This is a genomic window from Pseudomonas parafulva, from assembly GCF_002021815.1.
GTDB lineage: Bacteria > Pseudomonadota > Gammaproteobacteria > Pseudomonadales > Pseudomonadaceae > Aquipseudomonas > Aquipseudomonas parafulva_B.
In genome coordinates this window covers 1,368,135-1,382,606 of sequence record NZ_CP019952.1, presented here as the reverse complement: position 1 = coordinate 1,382,606, position 14,472 = coordinate 1,368,135, and the positions used below count along the sequence as shown (strand labels likewise).

Here is a 14,472-nt window from a genome sequence, read left to right as displayed (position 1 = left end):
GCTGCAACAAGCACGGTGCCAGCTGTTACCATGGCTGCCAGCCTGCAACCTACATGACCGAGCCTGAAATGACCCAAACGTGGAGCCCTGACAGCTGGCGTGCCCTGCCGATCCAGCAACAACCCGTCTACCCTGACACTGCGCACCTGCACAAGGTCGAGCAAACCCTGGCCAGTTACCCGCCGTTGGTGTTCGCTGGCGAAGCCCGCGAGTTGCGACGCCAGTTCGCCGAGGTGACCGAAGGCCGGGCGTTTCTCCTGCAAGGTGGCGACTGTGCCGAGAGCTTCGCGGAATTTTCCGCGGCCAAGATTCGCGACACCTTCAAGGTGCTGCTGCAAATGGCCATCGTCATGACCTTTGCCGCCGGTTGCCCCGTGGTCAAGGTAGGGCGCATGGCCGGGCAATTCGCCAAGCCTCGCTCGGCCGGTGATGAGACCCTGGGGGGCGTTACCCTGCCCGCCTACCGCGGCGACATCGTCAATGGTATCGGCTTCGATGCCAAGAGCCGCATCCCCGACCCAGAGCGCTTGCTGCAGGCCTACCACCAGTCCACGGCCAGCCTGAACCTGTTGCGCGCCTTTGCCCAAGGCGGCTTTGCCGACCTGCACCAGGTGCACAAGTGGAACCTGGACTTCATCGCCAATTCGGCGCTGGCCGACAAATACCACCAGTTGGCCAACCGCATCGACGAAACCCTGGCGTTCATGCGCGCCTGTGGCCTGGACAGCGCACCCCAGCTGCGTGAGACCAGCTTCTTCACGGCCCACGAAGCCCTGCTGCTGAACTACGAACAGGCCTTCGTGCGCCAGGACAGCCTGACCGGCGACTACTACGACTGCTCCGCGCACATGCTCTGGATCGGCGATCGCACCCGCCAGCTCGATGGCGCACACGTGGAGTTCTTGCGTGGGGTGCACAACCCGATAGGGGTCAAGGTGGGCCCGAGCATGGACCCAGAGGCGCTCATCCGCCTGATCGACATCCTCAACCCCGGCAACGACCCAGGGCGCCTGAACCTGATCGTGCGCATGGGCGCGGGCAAGGTCGGGGACCATTTGCCGGGGCTGATCCGCACGGTCGAGCGCGAGGGTCGCAAGGTGCTATGGAGTTCGGACCCGATGCACGGCAATACCATCAAGGCCAGCAGCGGCTACAAGACCCGCGACTTCGCCCAGATCCTGGACGAGGTGAAGCAGTTCTTCCAGGTGCACCAGGCCGAAGGCAGCCATGCGGGCGGTATTCATATCGAGATGACCGGGCAGAACGTCACCGAATGCATCGGTGGGGCTCGCCCGATCACCGAGGATGCCCTGTCGGATCGCTACCATACCCACTGCGACCCGCGAATGAACGCCGACCAGTCGCTGGAATTGGCGTTCCTGATCGCTGAAACATTGAAACAGGTGCGGCGCTAAACGACAGCCCCGAAACGCCAGGCAAGGACACCGCTGGGCTCACTTGCACAGCGGGTCGTCCCAGAAGTGCCGCTCGATTTCCTGATGAGTATCGGCCCTGCTCAAACCCAGGTCGTGAAGCATGGCATCGCTCAGGCTGGCAAGCTGCTGACGCTGGCGGTGCAGCTCCAACCACCGGGCCACTCGCCCCCAGGTCGCCCGCCACAGCGGCCTGAACGAAATGGCCGAAGCCTCTGCGCTGCTGATCTTACCTTTCATCGTGAAGCCCTCCGTTATCGATGGCTTCAGTCTCACGCGCCGATTAAGATCAATCCAACGAATGTTTCTGATGCCATGCATTTCGGAGATTGATGCAATGTCCCAGTACCAGAGCCTTGACGCCGATGTGTTACGCACCTTCGTTGCCATTGCCGAGCAAGGTGGCTTCACCCGAGCTGGTGAAGTGGTCAACCGCACCCAATCGGCCGTCAGCATGCAGATGAAGCGCCTGGAAGAAGATATCCTTCAGCGGCCCTTGTTCGAGCGCGAGGGGCGGCAGGTGCGCCTGACCGCCGAAGGTCAGGTGTTGCTGGGGTATGCCCGGCGCATCCTCAAGCTGCACGGCGAAGTCTTCAACACGCTGCGCATGCCGCACATGGTGGGCCTGGTGCGTATCGGTACGCCGGACGACTACGCCATGCGTTTTCTGCCGAGCATCTTGTCCAGCTTCGCCAAAGCCTACCCCTTGGTTCAGGTGGAGGTGCACTGCGATACCTCACGCCAACTGATGCTGCGCAAGGACCTGGACCTGACCATCGTCACCCGCGAGCCCGGCAACGAGATCGGCCAATTGCTACGCCAGGAGCGTCTGGTATGGGCCGCGGCCGAGGGCTTCTGCCCGCACGAGCAGCGCCCCATGCCACTGGCATTGTTCAACACCGAATGCTTCTGCCGCGCCTGGACCTGTAACGCACTGGAAACCCAGGGCATCGACTACCGAGTGGCCTACACAAGCCCCAGCCTCTCAGCGATTTTTGCCGTGGTCACCGCAGGCTTGGCGGTGACCGCCCAGCTGCAGAGCCTGATTGGCGGCAATCTGCGGGTACTCGGCGAAGCCGAAGGCTTGCCTGAATTGCCGCTGGCCAACGTCATGCTGGTACGTGGCGGTCAGTCACCCTCCCCCATCACCGACTGCATGGCGCAGTACATCATCGAAGGGTTCAAGTGACACGCCTGGGGCTACAGTTCAAAACCCAGCATGACCGCGCAGGCCACCAGGAAAACGCAGAACATCGCCCGCAGCGCCTTTTCCGGTAAGGCGTGGGCCAACTTCACGCCCCAGCTGATGCTCAACAGCCCGCCTACCGCAAGCGGGATACCCACGCCCCAGTCCACACTGTGGTGCACGGCGTAGGTCACCAAGGTAACCAACGTACTCGGCGCGGCCAGGGCCAGCGACAACCCTTGCGCCACCACCTGGGTGGCACCGAACACGCTGGTCAATATGGGCGTGGCGACGACCGCGCCACCGACGCCGAACAACCCGCCCATGGTCCCGGCGAAGCTGCCGAGAACGCCAAGCCAAGGCCAGGGATGACGCAACTCGGTACTGGCAGGGCTGACTTTCATGAACATCCTGGCCACGTTCCAGATCGCCAGCGCCAATAGAAAGCCCACGAAGCCCAGGCGCATGGCATGCGCGTCCAACCCCACCGCCCAGATCGACCCCAACCACGCGAACACAAAGCTGCACAAGGACAGCGGCAAGGCATGCCGCAGCTCGATGCGATTGCGCTGGTGATAGCGCCATAACGCCAATAGCACGTTGGGCACGACCATGACCAACGCCGTGCCCTGCGCCAATTGCTGGTCAAGCCCGAACAAAACGCCAAGGGCCGGGATGGCAATCAGGCCGCCACCGATGCCGAAAAGCCCACCCACGGTTCCCAGGGCGACACCCAATACGCCGTACAGTACCCACTCGATCATCAGCCTTCTACTTTTATCGTGCACAGGGATCGTCATGCTAGCGGCTGCACGCTGGCAGCGAAACGCACAGCCACGCACAATGGCTGTGCGTTTCCTGCATAAGCGAATTTGCCCATGAACCCCGATGCATTGATCGATCAACTGAGCTTGTTTCTGGATGTACTGGAAACCGGGAGCTTTTCCGGCGCGGCCCGGCGTCACCCGCTGACGCCTTCAGCAGTTGCCCGGCGTATCGACAACCTGGAGCGAGCCCTCGGCAGCCGCCTGTTCAGCCGCAGCACCCACGCCGTGCGGCCAACGCCTGCGGGCAATGCGTTTGCCGAACGCGCCAGGCATGTCATCGATGAGTTGCGCCTGGCCCGGGCTGAAGCGGTGTCGCTGAGCAATGCCCCGGAAGGCTTGATACGCATGGATGCACCGGCGGCCTTCGGGCGTCGTCATCTGGCACCGGCGATCGCCGATTTTCTGGTGGCCTACCCTGGCCTTGACGTGCAGTTGCGCTTGATCGACAGCTTCGTCGACATGCACGGTAGCCATTTGGGGGAAGTCGACCTGGTGTTACGGGCAGGTCCGCTGGCCGATACACGCCTGGTGGCGACACCCCTTGCCGACATGGTGCGCATCGCCTGCGCCAGCCCCGCCTACCTGGCGGCACGGGGCTTGCCCAAGTGCCCCAGCCAATTGCCCGGGCATGACGGCCTGGACTGGGACGGCCTGGCACCCCCGTTCGCCTGGAGATTCGAGGTGGACGGCCAGACACGTCTGTACCGGCCCTCGCGCATGCGCATGGTTGCCAACAATGCCGAAACACTTCTGTTCGGCGCCCTGGCCGGGCTGGGAATCGCCCATTTACCGACGTGGCTGACCAGTGAATACCTGCTGCGCGGGGAATTGATCGCGCTTTTTTGCGACGCTGGCTTGCCCCAACCGGAGACGAGCGGCATTTATGCACTTCGCCTTGAACATGAAACGAACTCTCGCAGCCGATTGCTGCTCGAATTCCTCAAGAGCCGCTTTAGCCCAGTCCCGCCGTGGGATCTGGCACTGCGCAGTGAATTACGCTGGTAGTAAGCGTACCCACCATCAGCGTGCTAGTTTCTTATTCAACGAATTCAAGGACCTGCATGAACGCCGATAACAAAGCCTCTGGCGCCGAACTGCTACTGGAGAACCAGGTCTGCTTCGCGCTGCATTCCACCTCGTTACTGATGACGAAGGTGTACAAGCCCTTGCTTCAGGCCCTCAACCTGACTTACCCGCAATACCTGGCGATGCTGGTGTTGTGGGAGCACGATGGTTTGACCGTGGGCGAAATCAGCCAGCACCTGCTCACTGACCCAGGTTCACTGACACCGTTGCTCAAGCGCCTGGAAAGCGAAGGCCTGCTCAAGCGCACCCGCAGCCGTGAAGATGAGCGGGTTGTGCTGGTGCAGCTGACAGACAAAGGGCGCAAGTTGCAGAAGCAGGCTGAAGAAGTGCCTCAGCTGATTCTCAAGGCCAGTGGGCGTACCCATGAGGGGCTGCAAAAGCTGCAGGCAGATTTACTGGCACTGCGCGAGAGCTTGCAGAGGACGTTGTGAGGGGGGACCTTGGGTTGGAGCGGCGCTGCGCAGAGGCGGTGCTGTAAAACCCAGTTTTGCGTGGGATTAACAGTTGGGGCCGCTTTGCGGCCCCAAATAAGCACCAGACAGTAGCGGTGCTTCAGGCTACCCAGGAAGCATTACTTCTTGGAGCGACCTTTGAAGCTGTTGTCGCGGGTGTCGATGTCGATCCACTCGTCGATCTGAATGAAGTCCGCCACCGAGATCTCGGTACCGTTCTTCAGCTTGGCAGGCTTCATCACCTTACCCGAGGTGTCACCGCGCGCGGCGTTCTCAGTGTAGACGACCTGACGGCTGATGGTGGTCGGCAGTTCTACCGAGACTAGGCGGTCTTCGAAGAAGACGGCTTCACAGACATCTTCCATGCCTTCTTCGATGTACGGCAGAACGGCTTCGATGTCCTCGGCGTTCAGCTCGTACATGGTGTAGTCGGTGGTGTCCATGAAGTTGTATGAATCACCGCTGATGAACGACAGCGTGGCTTCCTTGCGGTCCAGGATCACGTCGTCCAGCTTGTCGTCCGCACCGTATACGGTTTCGGTCTTGTAGCCGGTCAGCAGGTTCTTGAGCTTGGTCTTCATGATCGCGCTGTTACGGCCCGACTTGGTGAACTCAGCTTTCTGAACCAGCCACGGGTCGTTGTCGATCCGCAGGACGGTACCGGGTTTCAGTTCTTTACCAGTTTTCATTACGCAGTATCCGAATCTGGATGGATTTATAAAAATCGAGGCCGCATATCATAGCGAATTTCCACAAAAGTGTACTAGCGCCTTGGCAAGGTCCGGCCCAGCGGCCTGCTGAGCAGCCCAACAGCGGGCATGCTGCTGCAATTGCGCCCAATATGCGCGGGCCGCGCGCCAGGCCTGCCCCATGTCCTGGTCCATGTTCCAGGCGCGCCACAGCCCGAGCAGGGCAGCTTGCACCTCGTCCGACAAGCCACGTCGATAAAGCGCCAGGAACGCCTCGAGTTTTTCCCAGTGAGCGTTTTCTTCCTGCACGTAGATGTGCCAAAGCATGGGCTTGGCGGCCCACTGGGCGCGAACGAAGGAATCTTCGCCCCGTACGGCGTTGAAATCGCAGCTCCACAACAGCCGGTCGAAGTCGTCCTGACTGACGAAAGGCAACACCTGCACCGTCAATGACCCGCGCACATGCACATCGCCCGCCTCCAGCTGCGTTACCCCCAGCCACTGCGCAAGCCCGGCGATGCTCCGTCCTTGCGGTACCAGCACATGGCACGCCTGCGGGTCGGTGGCCAGCGCCTGCAACCAGCTGGCAAGCTGCGGATTCTCGTAGGCAAATAGCATGATCAACAGCGCATCTTGCCCAGGCGCCACCCCTAAGGCCTCTAGAAACGTTGCTCGCGCTCGGTTGGACGACTCGAAGGCGTCACGCCTTGGCAGCAGGTCATGCTCGCGAAGCAGTCCACCGGTCTTTTCGGTGAAGCCTGGAAAGAAAAACACCTTGCGCAGCCCGTTTGGCTGCGGTGATGGCAGCCCATGACAACCTTCCACCCAAGGCTCGGCGCTCAGGTATTCAAGGTTCAGCCACACAGGCGGATGGTTACGCGCTCGCATGGCCTGGACAAAAGCGTCGGGCAGTTGGCAGGCGAATGCGCCGATCACCACATCACCCGGCTCCACCGGCACCCAGGTAGGCGACCACTGACGCACCTCTACACCCCGCAGCCATTGCTGCGCCGCCGTGGCATCTGCGCCAGGGCACATGGGCACGAAGGCATTGAGGTCATCAACCCACAAGCGTACGGCCACCTCGTGCTCGGCCACCAGTTGCCGGGCCAGGCGCCAGGTCACACCGATATCGCCGTAGTTGTCCACGACGCTGCAAAAGATGTCCCAAGTGGCTGTCATGCTGGGCTCCCTAACCCGTGCCAAAGCTGCGGATTCTGCGCATAAATTGTCACCAAAGACAGCCGTGGGCGAAAAAAGGCCGGCTTGCATGCAACAATGCGCCAGTGCCCACCTTGCCAGGAAGCAACCATGCCCCGTCGCCGCGAATTGACGATCACACTCAAACCCTTGCCGCTGATACTGAGCATTGCGCTGGGGCTATGGCTGGGCGCCCTGGCCATTGCTGCCAGCCTGTGGCTTGCAGACCAGCTTATGCCCACCCCGGCCGAAGCACCGGCGTCAGCCACCACGCAAGACGCCCCCCACGCCACTACGCCCCCGACCGTCACCCAGCCACCGGACGCCCAGGGCGAAATGTTCGAGCGTTACAAGGACATGCTGCGCAAGCAGCAACTGGAACAGGCTGCCGAAGCCGCCCAAGGCAATCCGCGCAACCTCAACAGCCCCAAGTGCCAGTTCTGGTTGCAGCAGAATCGCACGGCCCCCACAGACAAAAGCCAGGCCAACGTGCTGGAGTTCTGTTACTGATCATGAACAAGCCCCACCTGATAGCGCAGATCATCACGGCCCTTGAACACGACCTGGATGTGGTAACCCGGGCAGCGCAGAGCGCCTATGAAGCTGCGACTGCCGAAGAAAACATCGCCGAGAACAAGTACGACACGCTGGGCCTGGAAGCCTCCTACCTGGCCACCGGCCAGGCCCGGCGCAGCGCCGAGATCCGCCAGGCACTGCACGCCCACCGGCAACTGAAGCTGCGCGACTACGACCCTCAGCAAGGGGTGCAGGTGAGCCAGGTGGTCACCTTGGAAGATGAACAGGGCCAATGCCGCAGACTGATCATCGGGCCAGAGGCGGCCGGGCTGAAAATCGGCACGGGCGATGGAGTTGTCATGGTGATCACGCCGCGCTCACCTTTGGGGCAACAGCTGATGGGCAAGCACATTGACGACGAGGTCTGTCTCAACGCCACACGCTGGACACTCGTCGAGGTGATCTAGCGCCTGCCATCAATCGCCCCCAAGCGCTGCTCCATGAGCTCTAGAAAGGCCCGGGCGGCGGGTGTCGGATGGGCGGACCAGATCGCGTACAGGTGCCGCACAGGCGCATCGAGCAGTTGCACCACGGCCACGCCGTCAAAGCCCTGGGCCACCCGCTCCGGCACCAGGCCGATCGCCATGCCGCGCTGCACGAACTTCTCCACCAGCTGCACATGACCGATCTCGAACTGCACCCGACGGTGCAGCCCTGCCGCCTGGAAAGCCTCGTCGGTCTGCCGACGTGCACCCGTGCCTTCCGGGAAATCCACCAGCACCTCCCGGACCAGGTCGGCGAGTGTCAGTTGCCCGTGTCCGGCCAGGCGGTGGGTGGGTGGAAGCACGGCGACGAGTGCTTCCCGAGCCAGCAGGCGATGCTGCACACCCTGCACGCCCTCGCCTTCCCACAAGCCGATGAAACCCACATCCAGGCGGCGTTCGAGCACATCGGCGACCAGCAGTTCGCTCTTTGCCGTGAGCCAACGCACGTCCACATCCGGATAGTGCCCGTGAAAATCGGCAAGCAGATCGACCAGGTCCAGGGCCGTCAGCGAGCTGATTTCGCCAATGGTCAGTCGACCGCGAACCTGGCCACAGGCGGCGGCCACATCGTCGGCGATGCGTCGCGCTGCCTCCACGGCTGGCCGGGCGCTGAGCACGAACGCCTCGCCTGCCGGGGTCAGGCACACCCGGCGCGAGGTGCGCTCGAACAGGCTCACGCCCAGCTGGCCTTCCAGCCTGGCCACCTGATGACTGAGGGCCGACTGCACCACATGGCAGCGCTCGGCGGCACGGGTAAAACTGCCGGTCTCGGCCACGGCCAAGGCGTATTCGAGCTGTTTGAGGTTCATGGATCTATCTGCTTTCACGATCAATGGCGTGAGCACTATACATTGGTGTCATGCGTCTCGGATGGCGATAATCTTTTCCACTTCACTGCCTGTCACGAGAACCCCAATGCACACCCCAACCCTCAGCCGTGCCCTGATTCTGCTGATGGCCACGGCCACTGGCCTGGCCGTGGCCAGCAACTACTACGCTCAACCCCTGCTGCACAGCATCGCCCAGCAGTTCGGCCTGAGCACTGCCAGCGCCGGCAGCATCGTGATTGCCGCGCAGCTCAGCTACGGGGCCGGCCTGTTGCTGCTGGCACCGCTGGGCGATCTGTTCGAACAACGCCGGCTGATCACCGTGATGACCGTGATCGCCACGCTTGGCCTGGTGATCAGTGCCTGTGCCCCCAGCCTGCCCTGGTTGATACTGGGCACCACGTTGACCGGGTTGTTTTCCGTGGTGGCGCAGATCCTGGTGCCCATGGCCGCCTCGCTGAGCGAGCCCAATCAACGGGGGCGTGCCATCGGCACCTTGATGAGCGGCCTGTTGCTGGGCATCTTGCTGGCGCGTACGGCCGCAGGCTTCATGGCCGAACTGGGCGGGTGGCGCAGCATCTACGTGCTGGCTGCGGTGCTGATGGGTATCACGGCCCTGGCCCTGCACCGTAGCCTGCCGGAGCATCACAGCCATGCAGGCCTGCGGTATCCGGCCCTGATTGGCTCCGTGTTCCGCCTGTTCATCGAAGAGCCGGTGCTGCGCCTGCGCTCGCTGCTGGGCCTGCTGGCGTTCAGCCTGTTCGCGCTGTTCTGGACGCCCCTGGCATTTCTGCTGGCCAACGAGCCTTATCACTACTCCGACGCGGTGATCGGCCTGTTCGGCCTGGCGGGTGCGGCCGGGGCGCTTTCGGCCAACTGGGCCGGGCGGCTGGCTGATCATGGCAAGGGCTCGCTGGGGACCACGGTGGGGCTGGTGGTCTTGCTGCTGTCCTGGGTACCGCTGGGCTTTGCCGAGCAGTCCTTGCTGGCCTTGCTGCTGGGCGTGCTGATGCTCGACCTGGCCGTGCAGCTGGTGCATGTGAGCAACCAGAACGCGGTTATCGCCCTACGCCCCGAAGCGCGGACCCGTCTGAACGCGGGCTATATCACATGCTATTTCATCGGTGGCGCCCTGGGGTCGCTGCTGGGCACGCAACTGTTCCAGCGCCAGGGCTGGCCAGGCATCGTGCTGGCAGGCCTGGTGATTGGTGCGTTGGCGTTGATCGTTTGGTGGGTAGCCGCGCGTAAAGCCAAACCCGAAGCCTTGGTGCGCCAGTAGCCGTGCCTACGGGGGCTGCTTGGCGCGCAGCCCCGCCCTAAGACGCCCCCAAGGCTTTTGTCTGCGCCCATTACCTGAAGCGACTGATACTATGCGGGCTTTTTCACAGCCTGTGCCGCGCCTTCAGGAGCCCCACGCATGCCCCCGCCTCATCCTCGCTTGCCCCTTGGCCTTTTAAGCCTGGGCTTGGCCCTGCAATGCCCTGCGGCGTTCGCAGCCCAAGGGGTGCAACTGGACCCGCTTGAGGTATCCGATACCTACGGCAACGATGGCTACCAGGCACGTGAAGCTGCCGTGGGCAGTTTTCAGGCTGCACCCCTGCTTGACACCCCGGCATCGATCAGCGTCTTCAGCCAGCCTTTGCTGGAAGATCGGCAGGTACGCCTGCTCAGCGAAGTGCTGCAAGGTGACGCTTCGGTGGGGGAAAGCTACGCACCGGTCGGGTACTACGAGAACTTCAACGTGCGCGGCTTCGAGCTCAACGCCGCCAGCAGCTACCGCCTCAACGGCCACACCCTTGTCGGCGAGCAGAACGTGGCCCTGGAGAACAAGCAGCAGGTGGAACTGCTCAAGGGTCTGTCGGGGCTGCAAAGCGGCGTGTCGGCGCCCGGCGGTCTGGTCAACTATGTAACCAAGCGGGCCGAACCCGTGCGCCGGGTCACGGTGTCCACCAACGAGCAGGGCGAACGTTACCTGGCCACCGACGTCGGCGGCTGGTTCGGCGACCAGCAGCAGTTTGGCCTGCGGGTGAACCTGGCGCATGAGGACATCCGTTCCTATGTCGCGCATGCCGACGGCCAGCGTGATTTCGCGGCGCTGGCGTTTGACTGGCAGATCAGCCCGGACGCCACCTTGCAATTGGATGCCGATTACCAGCACCGCCAGCAACGCTCGGTACCGGGTTATCAGCTGCTGGGCGGCACGCGCCTGCCTCACGACGTGGACCCCAAGGACCGCCTGGCCTACCAGCAGTGGGCCAAGCCTGTGCAAACCGATTCGCTGAACCTGGGCGGGCGCCTGGAGTACCGCTTCAGCGAGGCCTGGACAGGCACCGTCAGCGCCTCACGCAGCCAGGCGGTGATCGACGACTACAGTGCCTTTGCCTGGGGGTCGGGCGAAGGCGCCTTTTTCAGCAGTGCCGGCGACTACGACATCTATGATTTTCGCAGCCCCGACGACACCCGGCGTATCGACGAAGCGCAGGCCACGCTCGATGGGCGCTTCGATGCGCTGGGCCTAGGCCACGCGTTGACCCTGGGCACCAGCGCCCAGCGCCGTACACTGGACCTGCGCCCGTACTACAACGTGTGGCTCGGCACCGGCACCCTGGGCGAAGTCGCGCCAGCCCTTCCCCCCTCAGATCAACCCGTCGGCGCCAGCGAAAGGCGCCTGGACAGCCGCCAGTACGGGCTCTTCATCACTGACCGGGTGACGTTCAATGAACACTGGCAAGCCATACTGGGCGCCCGGGAAGTGCGTCTGGATGAACGCACCTGGGACGAAACCGGCACTGCCGGGCGGCACACTCGCCAGTATCAACTGCTGCCCAACGCAGCGCTGGTCTACAAACCTGCGCCAGACACCACCCTTTATGCCAGTTATGCCAAAGGGCTTTCGGCGGGCGGCACTGCACCTTGGTTTGCCCAAAACGCTGCGCAGATCCTTGCCCCTACCCTCTCGCGCCAGCTGGAAGTGGGCCTCAAGCATGACTGGGAGGCACTGAGCGTGAGCGCTGCGTTGTTCCAGATTCGTCAGGCGTACCAGTACGCGCGCCCTGACGGCGACGGCGTCTTCACCTATGTGCAGCAAGGCCAGCAGAAAAACACGGGGCTGGAAATCGGGGCCAGCGGTCGGGTGACATCCAACTTACAATTGCAGGCCAGCGCGGCCGCCATTCGTGCGCGGGTGGTGGGCAGCGGCACCGCTGAGCGTGAGGGGCATCAGGCCATCAACGTGCCAAGGTTCCGGGTAGCCCTGCAGGCGCAGTACAGCCTGCCGGTGCCAGGGCTGGCGCTCTTGGGCGGGGTCCGCTACAGCGCCCGCAAGTACGCCGACCATACAGGCAACGTGGCGGTGGGCGGGTATACCGTGTTCGACCTGGGCGGGCGCTACCAGACGCGCGTCGGGGGGTATGACACGGCGCTGCGGCTGACAGTGGACAACGTCTTCGACAAACGTTACTGGCGGGATGTGGGGGATTATCTGGGGGATAACTACCTGTTCCAGGGGGCGCCGCGTACGGCACGGTTATCGGCTTCGGTGAGTTTTTGAGTTGTAGTGGGGTGAGTGGGATTACTAGCTTCGCAGCAGGCATTGCCGGGGGCCGCGGCGCGGCCCATCGCGGCACAAGGCCGCTCCTACAGGGATACCGCGTGCCCCCTGAGTTCACGCTGTACCTGCGTATTAACGACCCTGCACCACACCCGAAGGCTATTGAATCCAGCGTAGGAGCGGCCTTGTGCCGCGATGGGCCGCAGCGCGGCCCCGGCAATGCCTGCTGCGAAGCTGCTCCCCGTGCCTCACACACCCCCAATAACCGCAGCAACTACCACCCCAAAAACAAAAAGCCCCCATGCTTTTCAGCACAGGGGCTCTTCGTAGAATGTGGCGGTGAAGAAGGGATTTGAACCCTTGATACGATTTCTCGTATACACACTTTCCAGGCGTGCTCCTTCGACCACTCGGACACTTCACCGTTTATCTTCAAGCCGTACGGCCTGTCGAGGTGCGCTAATTTAGTGAAAGACGTTTCCTTTGGCAAGCATTTTTTTCAGTTTTTTCATGCATTTGCATCCGGCCGTCGTCAGCGGCTGACTGGCCGGTCAGCCTTGCTGCTTTACCTGGCCTGCGCCGCTGGGTAACGTCAGCGCCACGCCAACAAAAGGACTCTGCCATGAGCGAGCTGATCACCTACCATGCCGAAGACGGCATCGCCACCCTGACCCTGAACAATGGCAAGGTCAATGCCATCTCGCCGGAGGTCATCGATGCGTTCAATGCAGCGCTTGATCGCGCCCTCGAGGCCCGGGCGGTGGTGATCATTACTGGGCAGCCAGGCATTCTGTCGGGCGGCTACGACCTGAAAGTCATGACCCGCGGTCCCAAAGAAGCCATCGAGTTGGTCACCGCAGGCTCCACCCTGGCGCGCCGTCTGTTGTCGCACCCGTTTCCAGTGGTGGTGGCCTGCCCGGGCAACGCCGTGGCCAAAGGGGCGTTCCTGCTGCTGTCGGCCGACTACCGCATTGGCGTCGAGGGCCCGTACAAGGTGTGCCTGAACGAAGTGCAGATCGGCATGACCATGCACCACGCGGGCATCGAACTGGCCCGTGACCGCCTGCGCCGCTCGGCCTTCCACCGCTCGGTGATCAACGCCGAAGTGTTCGACCCCCACGGGGCGGTGGATGCAGGCTTTCTGGACAAGGTCGTGCCCGCCGAGCAACTGATGGATACCGCCTTGGCTGCAGCACAAGCGCTCAAGCAGCTGAACATGCTGGCCCACAAGAACACCAAGCTCAAGGTCCGCAAGGGCCTGCTCGAAGCCCTGGACAAGGCTATCGAGCAAGACCAGCAACACATGGGGTGACCCCATCACCTGCACAGATCGCCCACTCAACCTACACCAAGGTTTGCCCCGGCCAGTGCACAGTCGTACACTGCCGGGCGACTGTCTGGTGTGAGTCGTACCATGCTTTACGTTCTTCGCATGTTCCTGCTGGCGCTGCATTTTCTCGCCGTTGGCGCCGTGGGGCTGATCATCGGCCTGTGCCGCCCGTTCAACCCCGATAACAGCCGCGTGTTCGCCCGGCTCTACAGCGTGCCGGCCACCTGGCTGATGCGCCTGAAGGTCCAGGCCCAGGTGGGGCCTTTGTGGGATCAGCCGCCTGGCTGCGTCATCATCGCCAACCACCAATCCAACTTCGACCTGTTCGTCCTGGGCCAGGTGGTTCCGCAACGCACCGTGGCCATCGGCAAGAAAAGCCTGGGCTGGATTCCGCTGTTCGGGCAGTTGTTCTGGCTGGGCGGCAACGTGCTGGTCGACCGCAAGAACGCCTACCAGGCCCGCAAGGCGTTGCAAAAGACCACCCGCGTCCTGCAGAACGACACCTCCATCTGGATATTCCCTGAAGGCACACGCAACGCCGGTGAACAGCTACTGGCGTTCAAGAAAGGCGCATTCCACATGGCCATCGAGGCCGGGGTACCCATCGTACCTGTGTGCGTGAGCCGCTATGCACACCGGCTGGACCTCAACAGCTGGCGCCGCCGGACGGTGATCGTGCGCTCCTTGCCCCCCATTGCTACCACCGGCATGACGCAACAAGACCTGCCTGCGCTGATCGAGCAGTGCCGCACGCAAATGCAGCAGTGCATCGACCGGATGGAAAACGAACTGCCCTGACCCGTTGCTCTCGCGCCCGCTACAGCCCAAGCT

Annotated in this window: 15 protein-coding genes and 1 tRNA gene; 10 read left to right on the top strand and 6 right to left on the bottom strand. The window is 62.7% G+C overall.

Annotated features, from left to right (window positions below; all coding sequences use genetic code 11):
• Positions 1-68 precede the first annotated feature (68 nt).
• Positions 69-1,415, top strand: coding sequence for a class II 3-deoxy-7-phosphoheptulonate synthase (locus tag B2J77_RS06170; RefSeq protein WP_058639832.1), 1,347 nt, complete (start codon positions 69-71; stop codon positions 1,413-1,415).
• A 39-nt stretch (positions 1,416-1,454) separates the two neighbouring features.
• Here the strand turns inward: B2J77_RS06170 and B2J77_RS06165 are convergent, their stop codons facing one another.
• Entirely contained in the window at positions 1,455-1,673 is a 219-nt protein-coding gene (locus tag B2J77_RS06165) for a DUF1127 domain-containing protein (RefSeq protein ID WP_078478191.1), read from the bottom strand.
• 97 nt (positions 1,674-1,770) lie between these two features.
• On the opposite strand from B2J77_RS06165, the gene B2J77_RS06160 reads away from it, so the two are divergent.
• Positions 1,771-2,622 carry a LysR substrate-binding domain-containing protein gene (locus B2J77_RS06160; RefSeq protein ID WP_023535366.1) on the top strand — a complete coding sequence of 284 codons (852 nt, stop codon included), beginning with the start codon at positions 1,771-1,773 and terminating at the stop codon, positions 2,620-2,622.
• An 11-nt stretch (positions 2,623-2,633) separates the two neighbouring features.
• On the opposite strand, the gene B2J77_RS06155 is transcribed toward B2J77_RS06160, so the two are convergent.
• Entirely contained in the window at positions 2,634-3,383 is a 750-nt protein-coding gene (locus tag B2J77_RS06155) for a sulfite exporter TauE/SafE family protein (protein ID WP_058639826.1), read from the bottom strand.
• Between the two features lie 114 nt (positions 3,384-3,497).
• Here B2J77_RS06155 and B2J77_RS06150 point away from each other — a divergent pair, with 114 nt between their 5' ends.
• Together B2J77_RS06150 and B2J77_RS06145 are read left to right on the top strand one after the other, a co-directional pair.
• Positions 3,498-4,451 carry a LysR family transcriptional regulator gene (locus B2J77_RS06150; RefSeq protein ID WP_058639827.1) on the top strand — a complete coding sequence of 318 codons (954 nt, stop codon included), beginning with the start codon at positions 3,498-3,500 and terminating at the stop codon, positions 4,449-4,451.
• Positions 4,452-4,507: 56 nt separating this feature from the next.
• A complete protein-coding gene (locus B2J77_RS06145) occupies positions 4,508-4,963 on the top strand; it encodes a MarR family winged helix-turn-helix transcriptional regulator (protein WP_058639828.1) in 456 nt (151 codons plus the stop codon).
• A gap of 140 nt (positions 4,964-5,103) precedes the next feature.
• Here B2J77_RS06145 and efp read toward each other — a convergent pair whose 3' ends face one another.
• On the bottom strand, positions 5,104-5,673 hold the full coding sequence (efp, locus tag B2J77_RS06140; RefSeq protein ID WP_058639829.1) for an elongation factor P: 570 nt from the start codon (positions 5,671-5,673) through the stop codon (positions 5,104-5,106).
• Positions 5,674-5,721: 48 nt separating this feature from the next.
• On the bottom strand, positions 5,722-6,855 hold the full coding sequence (earP, locus tag B2J77_RS06135) for an elongation factor P maturation arginine rhamnosyltransferase EarP (protein WP_078478190.1): 1,134 nt from the start codon (positions 6,853-6,855) through the stop codon (positions 5,722-5,724).
• A gap of 129 nt (positions 6,856-6,984) precedes the next feature.
• Between earP and B2J77_RS06130 the strand changes: the two genes are divergently transcribed.
• Together B2J77_RS06130 and B2J77_RS06125 are read left to right on the top strand one after the other, a co-directional pair.
• Positions 6,985-7,383 carry a hypothetical protein gene (locus B2J77_RS06130; protein WP_078478189.1) on the top strand — a complete coding sequence of 133 codons (399 nt, stop codon included), beginning with the start codon at positions 6,985-6,987 and terminating at the stop codon, positions 7,381-7,383.
• Positions 7,384-7,385: 2 nt separating this feature from the next.
• Positions 7,386-7,856, top strand: a complete 471-nt coding sequence (locus tag B2J77_RS06125) for a GreA/GreB family elongation factor (RefSeq protein ID WP_078478188.1) — start codon at positions 7,386-7,388, stop codon at positions 7,854-7,856.
• Here B2J77_RS06125 and B2J77_RS06120 read toward each other — a convergent pair.
• Entirely contained in the window at positions 7,853-8,743 is an 891-nt protein-coding gene (locus B2J77_RS06120) for a LysR family transcriptional regulator (protein ID WP_078478187.1), read from the bottom strand. The genes B2J77_RS06125 and B2J77_RS06120 overlap by 4 nt on opposite strands.
• Before the next feature lie 106 nt (positions 8,744-8,849).
• On the opposite strand from B2J77_RS06120, the gene B2J77_RS06115 reads away from it, so the two are divergent.
• Positions 8,850-10,040, top strand: coding sequence for an MFS transporter (locus B2J77_RS06115; protein WP_058605791.1), 1,191 nt, complete (start codon positions 8,850-8,852; stop codon positions 10,038-10,040).
• 138 nt (positions 10,041-10,178) lie between these two features.
• The gene (locus tag B2J77_RS06110; protein ID WP_078478186.1) at positions 10,179-12,311 is read left to right on the top strand and encodes a TonB-dependent siderophore receptor; all 2,133 of its coding nucleotides are present in this window, start codon (positions 10,179-10,181) and stop codon (positions 12,309-12,311) included.
• A 334-nt stretch (positions 12,312-12,645) separates the two neighbouring features.
• On the opposite strand, the gene B2J77_RS06105 is transcribed toward B2J77_RS06110, so the two are convergent.
• Positions 12,646-12,735 (bottom strand) — tRNA-Ser (locus B2J77_RS06105).
• A gap of 198 nt (positions 12,736-12,933) precedes the next feature.
• On the opposite strand from B2J77_RS06105, the gene B2J77_RS06100 reads away from it, so the two are divergent.
• Together B2J77_RS06100 and B2J77_RS06095 are read left to right on the top strand one after the other, a co-directional pair.
• On the top strand, positions 12,934-13,623 hold the full coding sequence (locus B2J77_RS06100) for a crotonase/enoyl-CoA hydratase family protein (protein ID WP_058605793.1): 690 nt from the start codon (positions 12,934-12,936) through the stop codon (positions 13,621-13,623).
• A gap of 102 nt (positions 13,624-13,725) precedes the next feature.
• Complete coding sequence (locus tag B2J77_RS06095) at positions 13,726-14,439, top strand: lysophospholipid acyltransferase family protein (protein WP_058605794.1); 714 nt, start codon at positions 13,726-13,728, stop codon at positions 14,437-14,439.
• Positions 14,440-14,472 lie beyond the last annotated feature (33 nt).

What these genes read in the sequence shown, in the direction of transcription:
- B2J77_RS06165 (WP_078478191.1), bottom strand. Translation starts at nt 1,673, where the DNA reads ATGAAAGGTAAGATCAGCAGCGCAGAGGCTTCGGCCATTTCGTTCAGG.
- B2J77_RS06170 (WP_058639832.1), top strand. Translation starts at nt 69, where the DNA reads ATGACCCAAACGTGGAGCCCTGACAGCTGGCGTGCCCTGCCGATCCAG.
- B2J77_RS06145 (WP_058639828.1), top strand. Translation starts at nt 4,508, where the DNA reads ATGAACGCCGATAACAAAGCCTCTGGCGCCGAACTGCTACTGGAGAAC.
- B2J77_RS06115 (WP_058605791.1), top strand. Translation starts at nt 8,850, where the DNA reads ATGCACACCCCAACCCTCAGCCGTGCCCTGATTCTGCTGATGGCCACG.
- B2J77_RS06155 (WP_058639826.1), bottom strand. Translation starts at nt 3,383, where the DNA reads ATGATCGAGTGGGTACTGTACGGCGTATTGGGTGTCGCCCTGGGAACC.
- efp (WP_058639829.1), bottom strand. Translation starts at nt 5,673, where the DNA reads ATGAAAACTGGTAAAGAACTGAAACCCGGTACCGTCCTGCGGATCGAC.
- B2J77_RS06150 (WP_058639827.1), top strand. Translation starts at nt 3,498, where the DNA reads ATGAACCCCGATGCATTGATCGATCAACTGAGCTTGTTTCTGGATGTA.
- B2J77_RS06100 (WP_058605793.1), top strand. Translation starts at nt 12,934, where the DNA reads ATGAGCGAGCTGATCACCTACCATGCCGAAGACGGCATCGCCACCCTG.
- B2J77_RS06120 (WP_078478187.1), bottom strand. Translation starts at nt 8,743, where the DNA reads ATGAACCTCAAACAGCTCGAATACGCCTTGGCCGTGGCCGAGACCGGC.
- B2J77_RS06125 (WP_078478188.1), top strand. Translation starts at nt 7,386, where the DNA reads ATGAACAAGCCCCACCTGATAGCGCAGATCATCACGGCCCTTGAACAC.
- B2J77_RS06130 (WP_078478189.1), top strand. Translation starts at nt 6,985, where the DNA reads ATGCCCCGTCGCCGCGAATTGACGATCACACTCAAACCCTTGCCGCTG.
- B2J77_RS06095 (WP_058605794.1), top strand. Translation starts at nt 13,726, where the DNA reads ATGCTTTACGTTCTTCGCATGTTCCTGCTGGCGCTGCATTTTCTCGCC.
- B2J77_RS06160 (WP_023535366.1), top strand. Translation starts at nt 1,771, where the DNA reads ATGTCCCAGTACCAGAGCCTTGACGCCGATGTGTTACGCACCTTCGTT.
- earP (WP_078478190.1), bottom strand. Translation starts at nt 6,855, where the DNA reads ATGACAGCCACTTGGGACATCTTTTGCAGCGTCGTGGACAACTACGGC.
- B2J77_RS06110 (WP_078478186.1), top strand. Translation starts at nt 10,179, where the DNA reads ATGCCCCCGCCTCATCCTCGCTTGCCCCTTGGCCTTTTAAGCCTGGGC.